This window comes from Pseudomonas sp. O230, from assembly GCF_045447035.1.
In the GTDB taxonomy this organism is placed as follows: Bacteria; Pseudomonadota; Gammaproteobacteria; order Pseudomonadales; family Pseudomonadaceae; genus Aquipseudomonas.
Map to the genome: position 1 here is coordinate 45626 of NZ_JBJGXN010000016.1, position 13003 is coordinate 58628.

General features: G+C 61.0%; 14 protein-coding genes. 9 read left to right on the top strand and 5 right to left on the bottom strand.

Going from position 1 to position 13003, the window contains the following annotated elements; translation table 11 throughout:
• The 4 genes from ACI77H_RS28690 (at window position 1) to ACI77H_RS28705 (ending at window position 4292) form a co-directional block, all read left to right on the top strand.
• Window positions 1–1218, top strand: coding sequence for a mandelate racemase/muconate lactonizing enzyme family protein (locus ACI77H_RS28690; RefSeq protein WP_282482612.1), 1218 nt, complete (start codon window positions 1–3; stop codon window positions 1216–1218).
• A gap of 189 nt (window positions 1219–1407) precedes the next feature.
• A complete protein-coding gene (locus ACI77H_RS28695; protein WP_407015187.1) occupies window positions 1408–3015 on the top strand; it encodes a GMC family oxidoreductase in 1608 nt (535 codons plus the stop codon).
• 111 nt (window positions 3016–3126) lie between these two features.
• On the top strand, window positions 3127–3534 hold the full coding sequence (locus tag ACI77H_RS28700; RefSeq protein ID WP_407015189.1) for a response regulator: 408 nt from the start codon (window positions 3127–3129) through the stop codon (window positions 3532–3534).
• 89 nt (window positions 3535–3623) lie between these two features.
• Window positions 3624–4292, top strand: coding sequence for an HAD-IA family hydrolase (locus ACI77H_RS28705; protein ID WP_407015191.1), 669 nt, complete (start codon window positions 3624–3626; stop codon window positions 4290–4292).
• Between the two features lie 123 nt (window positions 4293–4415).
• Here ACI77H_RS28705 and ACI77H_RS28710 read toward each other — a convergent pair whose 3' ends face one another.
• Window positions 4416–5075 carry a methyltransferase family protein gene (locus ACI77H_RS28710; protein WP_407015192.1) on the bottom strand — a complete coding sequence of 220 codons (660 nt, stop codon included), beginning with the start codon at window positions 5073–5075 and terminating at the stop codon, window positions 4416–4418.
• A gap of 291 nt (window positions 5076–5366) precedes the next feature.
• Complete coding sequence (locus tag ACI77H_RS28715; protein WP_407015193.1) at window positions 5367–6311, bottom strand: GlxA family transcriptional regulator; 945 nt, start codon at window positions 6309–6311, stop codon at window positions 5367–5369.
• A gap of 124 nt (window positions 6312–6435) precedes the next feature.
• On the opposite strand from ACI77H_RS28715, the gene ACI77H_RS28720 reads away from it, so the two are divergent.
• Window positions 6436–7227 carry an SDR family NAD(P)-dependent oxidoreductase gene (locus tag ACI77H_RS28720; RefSeq protein WP_407015194.1) on the top strand — a complete coding sequence of 264 codons (792 nt, stop codon included), beginning with the start codon at window positions 6436–6438 and terminating at the stop codon, window positions 7225–7227.
• Between the two features lie 140 nt (window positions 7228–7367).
• On the opposite strand, the gene ACI77H_RS28725 is transcribed toward ACI77H_RS28720, so the two are convergent.
• Complete coding sequence (locus tag ACI77H_RS28725) at window positions 7368–7673, bottom strand: DUF2388 domain-containing protein (RefSeq protein ID WP_407015195.1); 306 nt, start codon at window positions 7671–7673, stop codon at window positions 7368–7370.
• A 422-nt stretch (window positions 7674–8095) separates the two neighbouring features.
• Here ACI77H_RS28725 and ACI77H_RS28730 point away from each other — a divergent pair, with 422 nt between their 5' ends.
• Complete coding sequence (locus ACI77H_RS28730; protein WP_407015197.1) at window positions 8096–8689, top strand: DinB family protein; 594 nt, start codon at window positions 8096–8098, stop codon at window positions 8687–8689.
• Here the strand turns inward: ACI77H_RS28730 and ACI77H_RS28735 are convergent.
• Window positions 8610–9530, bottom strand: a complete 921-nt coding sequence (locus tag ACI77H_RS28735; protein ID WP_407015199.1) for a LysR substrate-binding domain-containing protein — start codon at window positions 9528–9530, stop codon at window positions 8610–8612. The two genes, ACI77H_RS28730 and ACI77H_RS28735, sit on opposite strands and share 80 nt — an antisense overlap.
• A 163-nt stretch (window positions 9531–9693) precedes the next feature.
• Complete coding sequence (locus tag ACI77H_RS28740; protein ID WP_407015200.1) at window positions 9694–10584, bottom strand: LysR substrate-binding domain-containing protein; 891 nt, start codon at window positions 10582–10584, stop codon at window positions 9694–9696.
• A gap of 117 nt (window positions 10585–10701) precedes the next feature.
• On the opposite strand from ACI77H_RS28740, the gene ACI77H_RS28745 reads away from it, so the two are divergent.
• From ACI77H_RS28745 to ACI77H_RS28755, 3 genes are read left to right on the top strand one after another with little or no spacing between them, the layout of a single operon-like run.
• The gene (locus tag ACI77H_RS28745) at window positions 10702–11718 is read left to right on the top strand and encodes an aldo/keto reductase (RefSeq protein WP_407015201.1); all 1017 of its coding nucleotides are present in this window, start codon (window positions 10702–10704) and stop codon (window positions 11716–11718) included.
• Window positions 11719–11720: 2 nt separating this feature from the next.
• Entirely contained in the window at window positions 11721–12518 is a 798-nt protein-coding gene (locus ACI77H_RS28750; RefSeq protein ID WP_109630147.1) for an SDR family NAD(P)-dependent oxidoreductase, read from the top strand.
• Between the two features lie 27 nt (window positions 12519–12545).
• Window positions 12546–12956, top strand: coding sequence for an SRPBCC family protein (locus ACI77H_RS28755; protein ID WP_407015203.1), 411 nt, complete (start codon window positions 12546–12548; stop codon window positions 12954–12956).
• Window positions 12957–13003 lie beyond the last annotated feature (47 nt).

Below are 13003 nucleotides of genomic sequence, written 5' to 3' on the forward strand. Positions count from 1 at the left end.
ATGAAAATCGTCGCCCTTGAAACCCACATCGTTGCTGTACCGCCACCGCACATCGGCGGCATGTACTGGCTGTTCGTCAAGCTCAAGACCGATTGCGGCATCGAAGGCGTGGGCGAGATCTACGCCGCGACCTTCGGCCCGAAAGCCATGCTGCCGATCATCGAAGACGTGTTCGAACGCTACCTGCTCAACCACGACCCGCACCACATCGAACGCTTCTTCCGTCAGGCCTATTCGAGTGGTTTCACCCAGCGTCCGGACCTGACCATGATGGGCGTGGTCAGCGGCCTGGAGATGGCCTGCTGGGACATCATCGGCAAAGCGGCGAACAAGCCGGTTTACGAATTGCTCGGCGGCAAGGTCAACGAACGCCTGCGTTCCTACACCTATTTGTACCCGGTCAACAGCAAGGGCGAGTACGACTACGATGACCCGGACCTGGCGGCCGAGTGCGCCATCGAGAACATGAACAAAGGCTTCACCGCCGTGAAGTTCGACCCGGCCGGACCGTACACAGCGTATTCCGGGCACCAGATTTCCCTGGAAGTGCTGGAACGTTGCGAAACCTTCTGCCGCAAGATCCGCGAAGCGGTGGGCGACAAGTGTGATTTGCTGTTTGGCACGCACGGGCAGATGGTGCCGTCGTCGGCGATTCGCCTGGCCAAACGCCTGGAGAAATACGATCCGTTGTGGTTCGAAGAACCAGTGCCGCCGGGTCAGGAAGAGGCCATGGCGCAAGTCGCGGCCAAGACCAGCATCCCGATTGCTACCGGCGAACGGCTGACCACCAAGTACGAATTTTTCAAATTACTGCAGGCTGGCGGCGCGTCGATTCTGCAAATGAACGTCGCCCGTTGCGGTGGTCTGCTGGAGGCGAAAAAAATCGCCAGCATGGCCGAGGCTTATTACGCGCAGATCGCGCCGCATCTCTACAACGGGCCGATTGGCGCGGCGGCGAGTTTCCAATTGGCCACCTGCACGCCGAATTTCCTGATCCAGGAAAGCATCATGACCTGGGGCGGTTTCCATGCCGAAGTCCTGACCAAGCCGCTGCAATGGGAGGACGGCTACATCATTCCGTCCACCGAACCGGGTCTGGGCGTGGAGCTGAACATGGACGTGGTGCGCCGGCATTCGCCGTACACCGGCGAGCGGCTGCACCTGCAAATGGCGCCGACGCCGGTAGATGTCAAAGACACATCGCCAGCCCGAGGCTGACAGGATTGACCGCCGATGCCTGATATGGCGCAAATCCCCTGTGGGAGCGGGCTTGCTCGCGAAGGCGTAGTGTCAGTCGACACTGATGTTGCCTGACCCGCCGCCTTCGCGAGCAAGCCCGCTCCCACAGGTTTTGCGCCACACCTGCCGGGCGGTTTTTTTGTACAACGACTTACGCGGTATCCGTGCATGACTTACGACTACATCATCGCTGGCGCTGGCGCCGCAGGCTGCATCCTTGCCAATCGGCTCTCGGCCTCGGGGAAATACTCGGTGTTGCTGCTGGAAGCGGGCGGCAAGGACAGTTCCCTGTGGTTCAAGATCCCGGTCGGCTTCGCCAAAATGTATTACAACCCGACTTTCAACTGGATGTACTACAGCCAGCCGCAGAAGCAGCTGGGCAACCGCGAAATCTATGCCCCGCGTGGCAAGGTCCAGGGCGGTTCGGGTTCGATCAACGCGATGATCTACGTACGCGGCCAGGCCCATGACTTTGACGATTGGGCGGCCAACGGTAACGAAGGGTGGGGCTTCAAGGATGTGCTGCCGTACTTCCGCAAACTGGAAAACCATCCGCTGGGTGACAGCGAATACCACGGTGGCAGCGGCCCGATCAGCATCACGCCGATGAAAGGCCAGACCCATCCGATCTGCGACGTGTTCCTCAAGGGTTGCGACGAGCTCGGCTACCCGCACAGTGACGACTTCAACGGGCCGAAATTCGAAGGCTCGGGAATCTACGACGTCAACACGCGCAACGGCCAGCGTTGTTCCAGTAGCTTCGCGCATTTGCACCCGGCATTGAGCCGGCCGAACCTGACGGTCGAGCATTACGCGCTGGTGGATCGGGTGCTGTTCGATAACGACCGCGCGACCGGCATTTCCATTACCCAGCACGGCGTGGCGCGAACCTTCATCGCCAACAAGGAAGTGATCCTGTGTGCCGGTGCCGTGGACACGCCGAAGATCCTGCAACTGTCCGGTGTCGCGGATCAGGCGCTGTTGGCCAGGCACAATATCCCGTTGGTCAAACACCTGCCGGCGGTGGGGCAGAACCTGCAAGACCACTTGTGCGCCAGTTACTACTACAAGGCCAACATCGAGACGCTCAATGATCAACTGAGCTCGCTGTTCGGTCAGTTCAAGCTGGGCCTCAAATACTTGTTCACCCGCAAGGGCGCACTGGCCATGAGCGTCAATCAGGCCGGCGGATTCTTCCGGGGCAACGAGCAGCAGGCCAACCCGAATCTGCAGTTGTACTTCAATCCGCTGTCGTACCAGATCCCGAAAAACAACAAGGCCAGCCTCAAGCCCGAGCCGTATTCGGGTTTCCTGCTGTGCTTCAATCCGTGCCGGCCGACCAGTCGCGGACACATTGAGATCGCTTCGAAAAATCCGCGTGACGCGGCATTGATCGATCCGAATTACCTGAGCACGCAAAAGGACATCGACGAGGTCATTCAGGGCAGCCGCCTGATGCGCAAGATCATGCAGGCGCCCGCGCTGAAAAATATCACCGTGGAAGAAGTGCTGCCGGGACCGGTCGTCGAGACCGACGAACAGATGCTGCAGTATTTCCGCGAAAACAGCGGTTCGATTTATCACCTGTGCGGTTCCTGCGCGATGGGCGCGGACGACCAGCAGACGGTGGTGGACAAGCGGTTGAAGGTGCATGGTCTTGAGGGATTGCGCATTGTCGATGCGTCCATCTTCCCTAACGTGACGTCGGGCAATACCCACGCCGCGGTGTTGATGGTGGCGGAGAAGGGCGCCGATCTGATTCTGCAGGACGCCTGACTTTTCACTGGCCTGTATCAAAAATGAATTTCCACGGAGTCCGTTGCTCATACCTGTAAGCAGCGGAGTTCAGCCCGCGAAATCATTAGGCATTCAGGGAGTGGCGAAGTCATGTGTCCAGTATCGACGGCGGGCGAGCAACTTACTGGCGGGTTGATTCTTGTGGTTGAAGACGACCCGCTGATCCTGGAGTTTCTTTGCGAGATCCTCCAGGAGGAGGGTTTTGTCGTTGAACCGCAGATCAGCGCGGATGCTGCCGCGGGTTACCTGGAGCAGCACGCAGATAAAGTCGCGTTGCTGCTGACGGACATCACCATGCCCGGCAAACTCAATGGCGCCGACTTGGCCAATCAGTTCGGCGACCGCTGGCCGGACAAGCCGATCATGATCATGTCCGGCTTCGAAACGCCGGAAACGTCCGGGGTGAGGCATGAGGTTTCGTTCATCAAGAAACCGTGGGCGCTGGGGCAGTTGCTCGATTGCGTGGAAGGTGCGTTGAAGTCGAAGTCAGTTGGCTGAAACACTACGCGGTGCTTGAGCTTCGCCAACTCGCAAGTGCTACATTGCTCGGCAAAACCCGCCCGGCTCTTGCAAAAGGACACTCATCCTTGTCAGCTCAACCATCGGTTTTCAACAAGCCTTATCGCGCTTTTCTGTTTGATATGGACGGTACCGTCCTCAATTCCATCGCCGCCGCCGAGCGCATCTGGACTACCTGGGCCTTGCGCCACGGCGTGGATGTCGAGTCTTTTCTGCCGACCATTCACGGCGCCCGAGCCATCGACACCGTCAACCGCCAGGCATTGCCGGGTGTCGATGCCGAGGCTGAAGCCGCGTGGATTACCCAAGCGGAAATCGATGATGTCGAGGGGATTGTCGAAGTGGGCAGGGCGGCGGATTTCCTGACGTCGCTGCCGGCCAACCAATGGGCGATCGTGACCTCTGCGCCCAAGGCGCTGGCGCTGCGCCGGATGGCAGCGGCGGGAATTCCCGAGCCTGCGGTGATGGTCACGGCGGAAGACGTCAGCGCCGGCAAACCCGATCCTGCGGGGTATCGATTGGCGGCCCGACGGTTAGGTGTTGAGGTGACCGATTGCCTGATCTTCGAAGACGCCACCGTCGGCATTCTCGCAGCGCAAGCGGCGGGGGCAGACCTTTTGATCATTACCTCGACTCACGATCATCCGATCGAGACGCCGCATGCGACGATGGCCGATTATGACTCGGTCACCGTCCAGCTCGACCCCGACGGCCAGCTTCGCCTGCTTGCTTCGTAACAACACATCCCCCTGTAGGAGCCGGCTTGCCGGCGATGGTGGGTCAGCCATATCGATGTCGACTGATACACCATCGCTGGCAAGCCGGAACGCCGCACCGCAGCTCCTACACGGGCCGAGGCGTTAATAAACACCGGGAATCAACCGCCAGCTACGGCTGCAATACGCCTCATATTCACTGCCGAACTGCGCCCGCAACAGCGCTTCTTCAGCGTCGATGCGGGCGATCAACGGGATCACCGTCAGCGCGGCCAGCAACAGGCCAACGCCGGAACGGAACGCCAGCGCCCAACCCACGGCAATGACCAACATCCCCAAATAGCTGGGGTTGCGCAAACGGCGGTAAATCCCCTCCGTCACGAGGCGATGCCCCGGCTGAATCGCCACCAGCCCGCTGAAGCGCTTGCCCAGCACAAACACCGGCCACAGGCGCAACGCGCCGCCGACGACGAACACCCATGCCCCGAACCAACGCACGCCTTCGCCGCCGAAGGTCCAGAAGCCGACCCGATCGGTGTAGGGCGGTAGAAATCCGCTCACTATTCCGATCACCCCGAAGGCCGGCAGCACCCAACGATTGTTCCGGTCCTCACGTTCGCCGGAGCTGAGGTTGACCTCGGTGAACAGCGCAGCGACCGTCATCAGCAGCGTCGCCAACACAACGACCACCAGCGCCCCATGAGCGAAAAACGCCGACCACCCGCCCAACCCCCACACGGCGAGCCCGAGGTAGGCGAGGGTGCCGACGATGGCGAAAAACGCCAATTTGGCCGAGATTTTCATAAACACCCCACCGACTCAGTGCACCTACACATCAGTGTAGGCGCTGCGGTGCGACGTTCCGATTTGCCAGTGATGGCGTCGGCAAAATCGCCATCGCCAGCAAGCTGACTCCTACAAATGCCGGGTGTTGCCTGCGACCTTGTAGGAGCTGGCTTGCCGGCGATAGCGTCGGTGAGATCGCGATCGCCAGCAAGCTGACTCCTACAAATGCCGGGTGTTGCCTGCGACCTTGTAGGAGCTGGCTTGCCGGCGATAGCGTCGGTGAGATCGCCATCGCCAGCAAGCTGACTCCTACAGGATCTCGGCTCGGGCACTGCGGCGAATCACTTGTGGCGGTTGGCCGAAGGCTCTGAGGAAGGCTTCACGCATGCGCCGGCGATCAGTGAAGCCGGTCTCGGTGGCGATCTGATCGAGGGTCAACCGCCCGCGTTCGAGCATTTGCCGAGCCGCTTCCAGGCGCAGGTTTTCGATGGCTTTGGCGGGAGACTGCCCGGTTTCGGCGCGAAACGCGCGGCTGAACTGGCGCGGGCTGAGGCTCGCCACGTTCGCCAGGTGTTCCACCGACAACGTTTCGGCAAGGTGTTCTCGGGCGTAGCCGAGCACGGTCTGGATGCGGTCGGATTTCGGTTCCAGTTCCAGCAGCGCCGAATGCTGGGACTGGCCCCCCGCGCGCCGGTGGTACATCACCAGTTTCTGCGCCACGGCGCGGGCAAGTTCGGCGCCGTGATCCTTTTCGACCATGGCCAGCGCGAGGTCGATGCCGGCAGTCATCCCGGCAGACGTCCAGATCGAACCGTCGACCACGTAGATGCGATCCTCTTCCACTTTGATCGACGGAAACCGCGCCTGCAGCTCCCGTGCGTAGGCCCAATGCGTGGTCGCCCGCCGTCCTTCAAGCAAACCTGCCTGAGCCAACACGAAGGCGCCGGAACAGATCGACGCCGTACGTCGCGCGGTCTTGATGCTGGCCCGCAGGTAATTCAACACGCCTTCGGGCGCCTGCTCGAGAATGGCATCGCCGCCGACCACGATCACCGTGTCGAACACCCGCTCATCGAAGGCCTCGGTGCCCACGCTCAAACCACCGGAGGCGCGCAAGGCACGGCCGGCTTCGGACACCACGCTTACCTCGTACAGCGTCTCGCCCGCGCTGAAGTTGGCGTACTCGAACACCGGCATCGCCGCCAGCGCCATGGACTGGAAGCCTTCAAACACCACAAACGCCACGGAAGTCATTGCCAGACCCTCAAAAGAACGTGTCCTGAAAACGTACTTTAAACGTCATTTGAGACAAGCGTCAGTCAACTTATAACTGTTCACACCCGGCGAACACCTCGCCTCATTGTGAAGGAAATTGAACATGGCTCTCTCGTCCAAAGGCACCGCCCTGATCACGGGCGCTTCTTCCGGTATCGGCGCGGTCTACGCCGACCGTCTCGCCCGTCAGGGCTATGACTTGATTCTGGTCGCCCGCAGCCAGGCCAAACTGAACGCGCTGGCCAATCACCTGAGCAACGAAACCGGCCGCGCCGTGGAAGTGGTCGCCGCCGACCTTAAAGACCAGGCCGATCTGCGCCGGGTTGAAGGCATTCTGCGAACTGACGCCAGCATTACCTTGTTGGTCAACAACGCCGGGGTCGGCGCTGTCATGCCGCTGTTGGGCAGCCCGGTGGATGACATGGAAGACATGATCACCCTCAACATCACCGCGCTGATGCGCCTGGCCTACGCGGTGGCACCCGGATTTGTCGCCCGTGGCACCGGAACCGTGATCAACATTTCCTCGATCGTCGCGATTGCACCGGAAATACTTAACGGCGTGTACGGTGGGACCAAGGCATTTGTGTTGGGCCTGAGCCAATCGCTGCACCACGAATTGGCGGATAAAGGCATTCGTATTCAGGCCGTACTGCCCGGTGCCACCGCGACTGACTTCTGGAGCGAGGCGGGCAACCCGGTGGAAAACCTGCCAAAGGAAATCGTGATGTCCGCTGAAGACATGGTCGATGCCGCGCTGGTGGGGCTTGCGAGTGGTGAAGTGGTGACCATTCCGGGTTTGCACGATGGCGAGCAGTGGGATCGTTACGAAGCTCAGCGCAAAACCCTTTCTGGATTGTTCGGCAACTCCATGGCGGCGCCGCGTTATCGTTGAGGCCGAAAAAAGATCGCCACCTCGCTGCGCTCGACAGTGCCTACAGTTGGACGTAAATCCTTGTAGGAGCTGTCGAGCGTAGCGAGGTGGCGATTTTTGATCTTCCAGCCGCTGCGCTTGCCGGTGCCAATCGGCCGCCGTTATTGCCCGGACTGAACCAGAATGGCTCTGGCCAGGTCTTCATCGCTGGCATCTAGCCCGGGATTGTCCTGACGAATCTGCTTGATGACCGATTCCAGATACACGCCACGAATCGCACCGCCACTGGCCACGAAGCTGGAGGCGTCATCCCGGGCGGGGATCATGAGTTTATGGTCCTTGAACGTCGAGTACAGCGAAGCGGAAACCCCGGCCGAGGTGGCCACATCGCCCGCATCCACTTTCGCGAAAGCCGAGCCGAAGGGTAAGCACAACACAAGGGATGAGATGATGATCAGACGGCGCATGACGGTGTCCTCCGAAAGCGTGAAGCGTAAAGGAAGTACCACATAAATTAGGATGCGCGGTGACCGTCAGGAGTTCCTTGCCGCACACACAATCACTTCAACCAGTAATCCTGGATCTGCCAGTTTCGCCTCGCCGCACGCACGCACGGGCCGGTGCGTGGCCGGCCTGCTGCCTGAAAACAGAGCGGCAGGGTTCCTCCTCCAGTTGGGCAGAACTAAGCGCTCGTGTTGATCGCTCATTTTTTGTCTGCGCGGCGCCTCGTTTGCACGCGTGATAATCGGGTGTCCTGACAGGGCCAACTCTGCTGCTGGATGGCGGTGTTGCACCGGTACGTTTTGAGCGACCGATGATCAGCGTTTGCGCTGCCTCGCGTTATGAGGACTATGCTTGGCAGTGCGCCCATTGCAATGGGAGACCTCTGATGATCAACGTACGCACTGCCCGCCTGCTCGCCGATTACAAACGCTGGGCCGATCAGCGCCTCTTCGACAGCCTCGCTGATTTGCCGCCGGGTGAGGTCAACAAAGAGCGGGTCTCGGTGTTCAAGAACATGATTGGCACGCTGAACCACATCTACGTGGTGGACTGCATCTGGCAGGCCCACCTCGAAGGTCGGGGACACGGCTTCAAGACTTCACACGATCTGCTGCATCCTGGCCTCGCCGATCTGCGCCTGGCGCAAAAAGACATCGATCACTGGTACTGCCACTGGAGTGAGCGGCAGACCGAGGCCTCGCTGGATAAACCCGTCGAGTTCACGTTTGTCTCAGGCGAAAGCGGGACCATGAGCGCCGGCGCGATGCTGCTGCACGTGGTCAACCACGCCAGTTATCACCGTGGCTGGGTGATTCAGATGTATTTCGACATTCCGGCCATGCCGCCGATGACGGACCTGCCGATCTTCCTGCGCGAGACCGATCCGAATTTCAACGCGCTCAACCCCCCGGAAGTGGCGCCGACATGTGTTGGGCAATTCGCGCGCGCAACCAACGTTCTGCCGGATCGTTATCGTTGACTCCGTTCCAGACCATCGACAGTTCGGACAGGTTGATGTCAAACGGTGGGTCGTCGGCGCGCAACTGGCTGCTGCCTTCGATCAGCGCGCACGCGGCGTAATCCGGCACCGTGGCGAGCATGTCGGTGCCGGCCAACAAGACCCGCAGCCCGGCGAACTGCGGCACCGCGAGCACCACGCGGCGGGAACGGCCGATGCGCGCCAGGTCATTGTCGATGGCCCCGGTCAGGTCACCGGAAAACGACACCAGCGCGTGCGGCCGCTCGCAGTAATCATCCAGCGTCAGGGCGCCGGGGCGATTGTCGCCGCGCAGGATCTTCACGCTGAGGTCGCGCAGCTTTTTGCGCTTGGCGTTGGCCGGCAATTCGGTGGTGTAGCTGATCCCGACGGAAATCTCACCGCTGGCAAGCATCGACGACATCAGCAGGAAATTCACCCGCCGCACCACCACCACGACGTTCTGCGCCTCTTCGCGGATCTGCTTGAGCAGCGGCGGAAACAGGCCGAATTCGGCGTCGTCGGAAAGACCGATGCGAAACACGTCGCGACTGGTGGCCGGGTCGAAATCCTTGGCCCGGCTGACCGCGCCGGAAATGGTGTCCATCGCGGGCTGCAATTCCTTGAGAATCACCAGGGCACGCTGGGTCGGCTCCAGCACACGACCGTTGCGCACCAGCAGCGGGTCGTCGAACAGGTCGCGCAACTTGGCCAGTGAAGCGCTGACGGCGGGCTGGCCGAGGAACAGCTTTTCCCCGGCCCGGGTCAGGTTCTTTTCGAACATCAGGGTTTCGAAAATCACCAGCAGGTTCATGTCCACGCGGCGCAGGTCGTTGCGGTTCATGGCGGGGCTACTCGCAGGGCGTTGGCGGTTTGTTCAGTAAAGCAGCAAACCCCAACCTTGAGATGACCCCTGTAGGCGCTGGCTTGCCAGCGATGGCGTCTGTGAAATCGCCATCGCCGGCAAGCCGGCTCCTACAGGATGTGTGTTGTGCCGATTCTTCGGATCAATCCTGCTCGGTCAACACCTTGCGGAACGTCTCCACCAACGGCCGCAAATTAACCCGGTGCCAAGCCGCCCATAGCGGCGTGGTAAAGGAAATCCACGGCACCTCCCGCAGCACCACGCCCGGCGGTGCATTGCGGCTCAAACCTTTCTGGATCATCGCGATCCCCAGCCCCGACGCCACCAGCCCCAACGCGGTGAATGGCTCAGTGGCTTCCATGCGGATGTCCGGGGTGAAACCGGCGCGGATGCAAGCGCTGACGAAGTCTTCGCGGCTCGCACAGTTCTGGCGGTGTTGCACGCCGATCCACTCCTGATCGGCCAGATCTGCCGGCGTCAGTTCTGCTTGCACCGCCAGTGGATGATGCTCGGGCAAGGCCAGCAGCATCGGGTCGTCCAGTACCTGAAAACCCAGCAGGTCCGGATCGTCGGCGACGGGCGGTTCGCTGACCAGTGCGATATCGAGACTACGCTGACGCAGGCCTTCGAGTTGTTCGGCGGAGCTGAGGTTGTATAGCGCGACATGCACGTTCGGCCGGTCGACCCGCAGCACCCGCAAGGCATTTGGCAGGACGCCGGCATGCATGGCGTTCTCGATGTAGCCGATGCACAACCCGCCTTCTTCGCCACGACCGAGGCGTTTGCCGAGGGATTCCAGGCGATTGGCGTGGGTCAGCAGGGCGCGGGTTTCGGCGAGGAACGTCTGGCCGTCGCGGGTCAGGCGGATGCGTTGCTGGCTGCGCTCGAACAAGGTCAGGCCCAGGCGCTCTTCGAGCTGAGCGATCTGCCGGCTCAGGGGCGATTGGGAAATGTGCAGGCGTTCGGCGGCGCGACCGACGTGTTCTTCTTCGGCGACGGCGACGAAGTAGCGCAATTGGCGGAGGTCGATCATGTAAGACCTATAGGGACTCAAGTGCTGCGTATTATGTCTTGGACGGTCCGAACGCCGCAATCTACGATCTGCTCAACGGTCACTCAACTGACCTCTGAAACTGACGAGGATTGAATCATGAGCTTGAAAGACAAACTGCCCGGCGCGCTGGGCTTCGGTACCGCGCCATTGGGCAACATGTTCCGCGCCATCCCTGAAGAAGAAGCGCTGGCCACCGTTCACGCGGCCTGGGATGCCGGAGTGCGTTACTTCGACACGGCACCGTTTTACGGTTCGGGCCTGTCGGAAATGCGCCTCGGTGCCGCGCTGGCCCAATACAACCGTGACGACTATGTGCTGAGCAGCAAAGTCGGGCGGGTAATTCTTGATGAAGTCGAAGACGCCGCCGCCCGCGATTTGGGTGAGAAGAGCGGCGTGTTCGAAAATGGCCGCCCGAACAAGATCGTCAACGACTACAGCGCCGACGCGACGATGCGTTCGATTGAAGACAGCCTCAAGCGTCTGCAAACCGATCGCCTGGACATCGTTTGGGTGCACGACATCGCGCAGGACTTCTACGGCGATCAATGGCTGGAATACTTCAACCAGGCCCGCACCGGCGCTTTCAAAGTGCTGACCCGTCTGCGTGAAGAAGGCGTGATCAAGGGCTGGGGGCTGGGGGTGAACAAGGTCGAGCCGTGTGAACTGACCCTCGACCTGACCGAAGCCCAGCCGGACGGCTTTCTGCTGGCGGGGCGCTACACGCTGCTCGATCACGACCGTGCCTTGCAACGCCTGATGGACGCCGCGCTGGCGCAGAACGTCGAGATCGTCGTCGGCGGACCCTACAGCTCGGGCATCCTGGCCGGCGGCGCGCACTTCGAATACCAGAAGGCCAGCCCGGCGATCATCAACAAAGTCGAGCAGATCAAACGTATCGCAGCGGCTCACGGTGTCGATATCAAAGCCGCGGCGTTGCAGTTCTCCCTGGCTAACCCGGCCGTTGCCGCGGTGATTCCAGGTTCCAGCCGTCCGCAGCGGATTGCTGAAGACGTGGCCGCGTTGTCGGCGGTGATTCCCGCTGCGTTCTGGCAAGCCATGCGCGAAGCGAAACTGGTGTCTGAACGCGCTCCATTACCCATCGCAGGAGTTTGAGCATGAAGATCGATCTGACGGGGAAACTCGCCATTGTCAGCGGCAGCACCGCGGGCATTGGCCTGGGCATCAGCAAGGCACTGGCCGAGTCTGGTGCCACGGTGGTGGTGATCGGCCGCGAGACGGCCAAGGTCGAGCAAGCGCTGGCGAGCATCCGCCAGAGCGTGCCGGGCGCGCAATTGCGTGGCCTGACCGCGGACCTCGGCACCGCCGAAGGGGCCGAGCAGTTGTTCGCCGCCGAGCCACGAGCGGACATTCTGGTGAACAACCTCGGGATCTTTAACGAGGTGGATTTTTTCGACACGCCAGACAGCGAATGGACGCGGTTTTATGAAGTCAACGTGATCTCCGGTGTGCGCCTGTCGCGGCATTACGTGCCGGACATGGTCAAGCAGGGCTGGGGCCGGGTGATTTTCCTGTCCTCGGAATCCGGGATCGCGATCCCGGCCGACATGCTCAACTATGGCGTGACCAAAAGCGCTAACCTCGCGGTGTCTCATGGTTTGGCCAAACGGCTGGCGGGCACTGGCGTGACGGTGAATGCGATTTTGCCCGGCCCGACCTTGACCGACGGCCTGGAGCAGATGCTCAAGGACGCCACGGCCGAATCGGGGCGCAGTGTGCGCGAAGAGGCCGATGCGTTTGTGCGCAAGGCCCGGCCGACGTCGATCATCCAGCGCGTGGCGGACGTCGAGGAAGTCGCGAACCTGGTGGCTTACATTGCCTCGCCGTTGTCGTCGGCAACAACTGGCGCAGCCCTTCGAGTCGACGGCGGCGTCGTCGACAGCATGGCAATCTGAAGTTTTTTGATTGAGAGAGAAAATTACATGGCAACTGCATCAGCATTTATCGATATCCCGGTTTCGACCGACAAGGTTTGGCAATTGATTGGCGGCTTCAATTCGCTGCCGGACTGGCTGCCGTTCATTCCCAAAAGCGAACTGAGCGAAGGCGGGCGCGTGCGCAGTCTGCAAACGGCCGATGGCGCGGTGGTGGTAGAACGGCTTGAGTCGTTTGATAACGCCGGGAAGACGTACAGCTACTCGATTGTGCAGGCACCGTTTCCGGCGACGGATTATCTGGCGACGATCCGCGTCGAAGCACGAGGCGAGGGTGCCCGGGTGACGTGGTCGGGTCGGTTTGCGCCGGTGGGTGTGAGTGAGGAGGAAGTGGCGGCGCTGTTTGCCGGCATTTACCAGGGTGGTCTTGAGGCTTTACGGGCAAACTACCCCGCCTGATTTCACCATCAATCCCTGTGGGAGCGGGCTTGCCCGCGATGGCGGAG

Coding starts and splice junctions, on each gene's coding strand:
- ACI77H_RS28710 (WP_407015192.1), bottom strand. CDS start 5,075: ATGAAAATCTCGGCCAAATTGGCGTTTTTCGCCATCGTCGGCACCCTC.
- ACI77H_RS28725 (WP_407015195.1), bottom strand. CDS start 7,673: ATGCGCCGTCTGATCATCATCTCATCCCTTGTGTTGTGCTTACCCTTC.
- ACI77H_RS28755 (WP_407015203.1), top strand. CDS start 12,546: ATGGCAACTGCATCAGCATTTATCGATATCCCGGTTTCGACCGACAAG.
- ACI77H_RS28695 (WP_407015187.1), top strand. CDS start 1,408: ATGACTTACGACTACATCATCGCTGGCGCTGGCGCCGCAGGCTGCATC.
- ACI77H_RS28740 (WP_407015200.1), bottom strand. CDS start 10,584: ATGATCGACCTCCGCCAATTGCGCTACTTCGTCGCCGTCGCCGAAGAA.
- ACI77H_RS28735 (WP_407015199.1), bottom strand. CDS start 9,530: ATGAACCGCAACGACCTGCGCCGCGTGGACATGAACCTGCTGGTGATT.
- ACI77H_RS28720 (WP_407015194.1), top strand. CDS start 6,436: ATGGCTCTCTCGTCCAAAGGCACCGCCCTGATCACGGGCGCTTCTTCC.
- ACI77H_RS28750 (WP_109630147.1), top strand. CDS start 11,721: ATGAAGATCGATCTGACGGGGAAACTCGCCATTGTCAGCGGCAGCACC.
- ACI77H_RS28730 (WP_407015197.1), top strand. CDS start 8,096: ATGATCAACGTACGCACTGCCCGCCTGCTCGCCGATTACAAACGCTGG.
- ACI77H_RS28745 (WP_407015201.1), top strand. CDS start 10,702: ATGAGCTTGAAAGACAAACTGCCCGGCGCGCTGGGCTTCGGTACCGCG.
- ACI77H_RS28700 (WP_407015189.1), top strand. CDS start 3,127: ATGTGTCCAGTATCGACGGCGGGCGAGCAACTTACTGGCGGGTTGATT.
- ACI77H_RS28690 (WP_282482612.1), top strand. CDS start 1: ATGAAAATCGTCGCCCTTGAAACCCACATCGTTGCTGTACCGCCACCG.
- ACI77H_RS28715 (WP_407015193.1), bottom strand. CDS start 6,311: ATGACTTCCGTGGCGTTTGTGGTGTTTGAAGGCTTCCAGTCCATGGCG.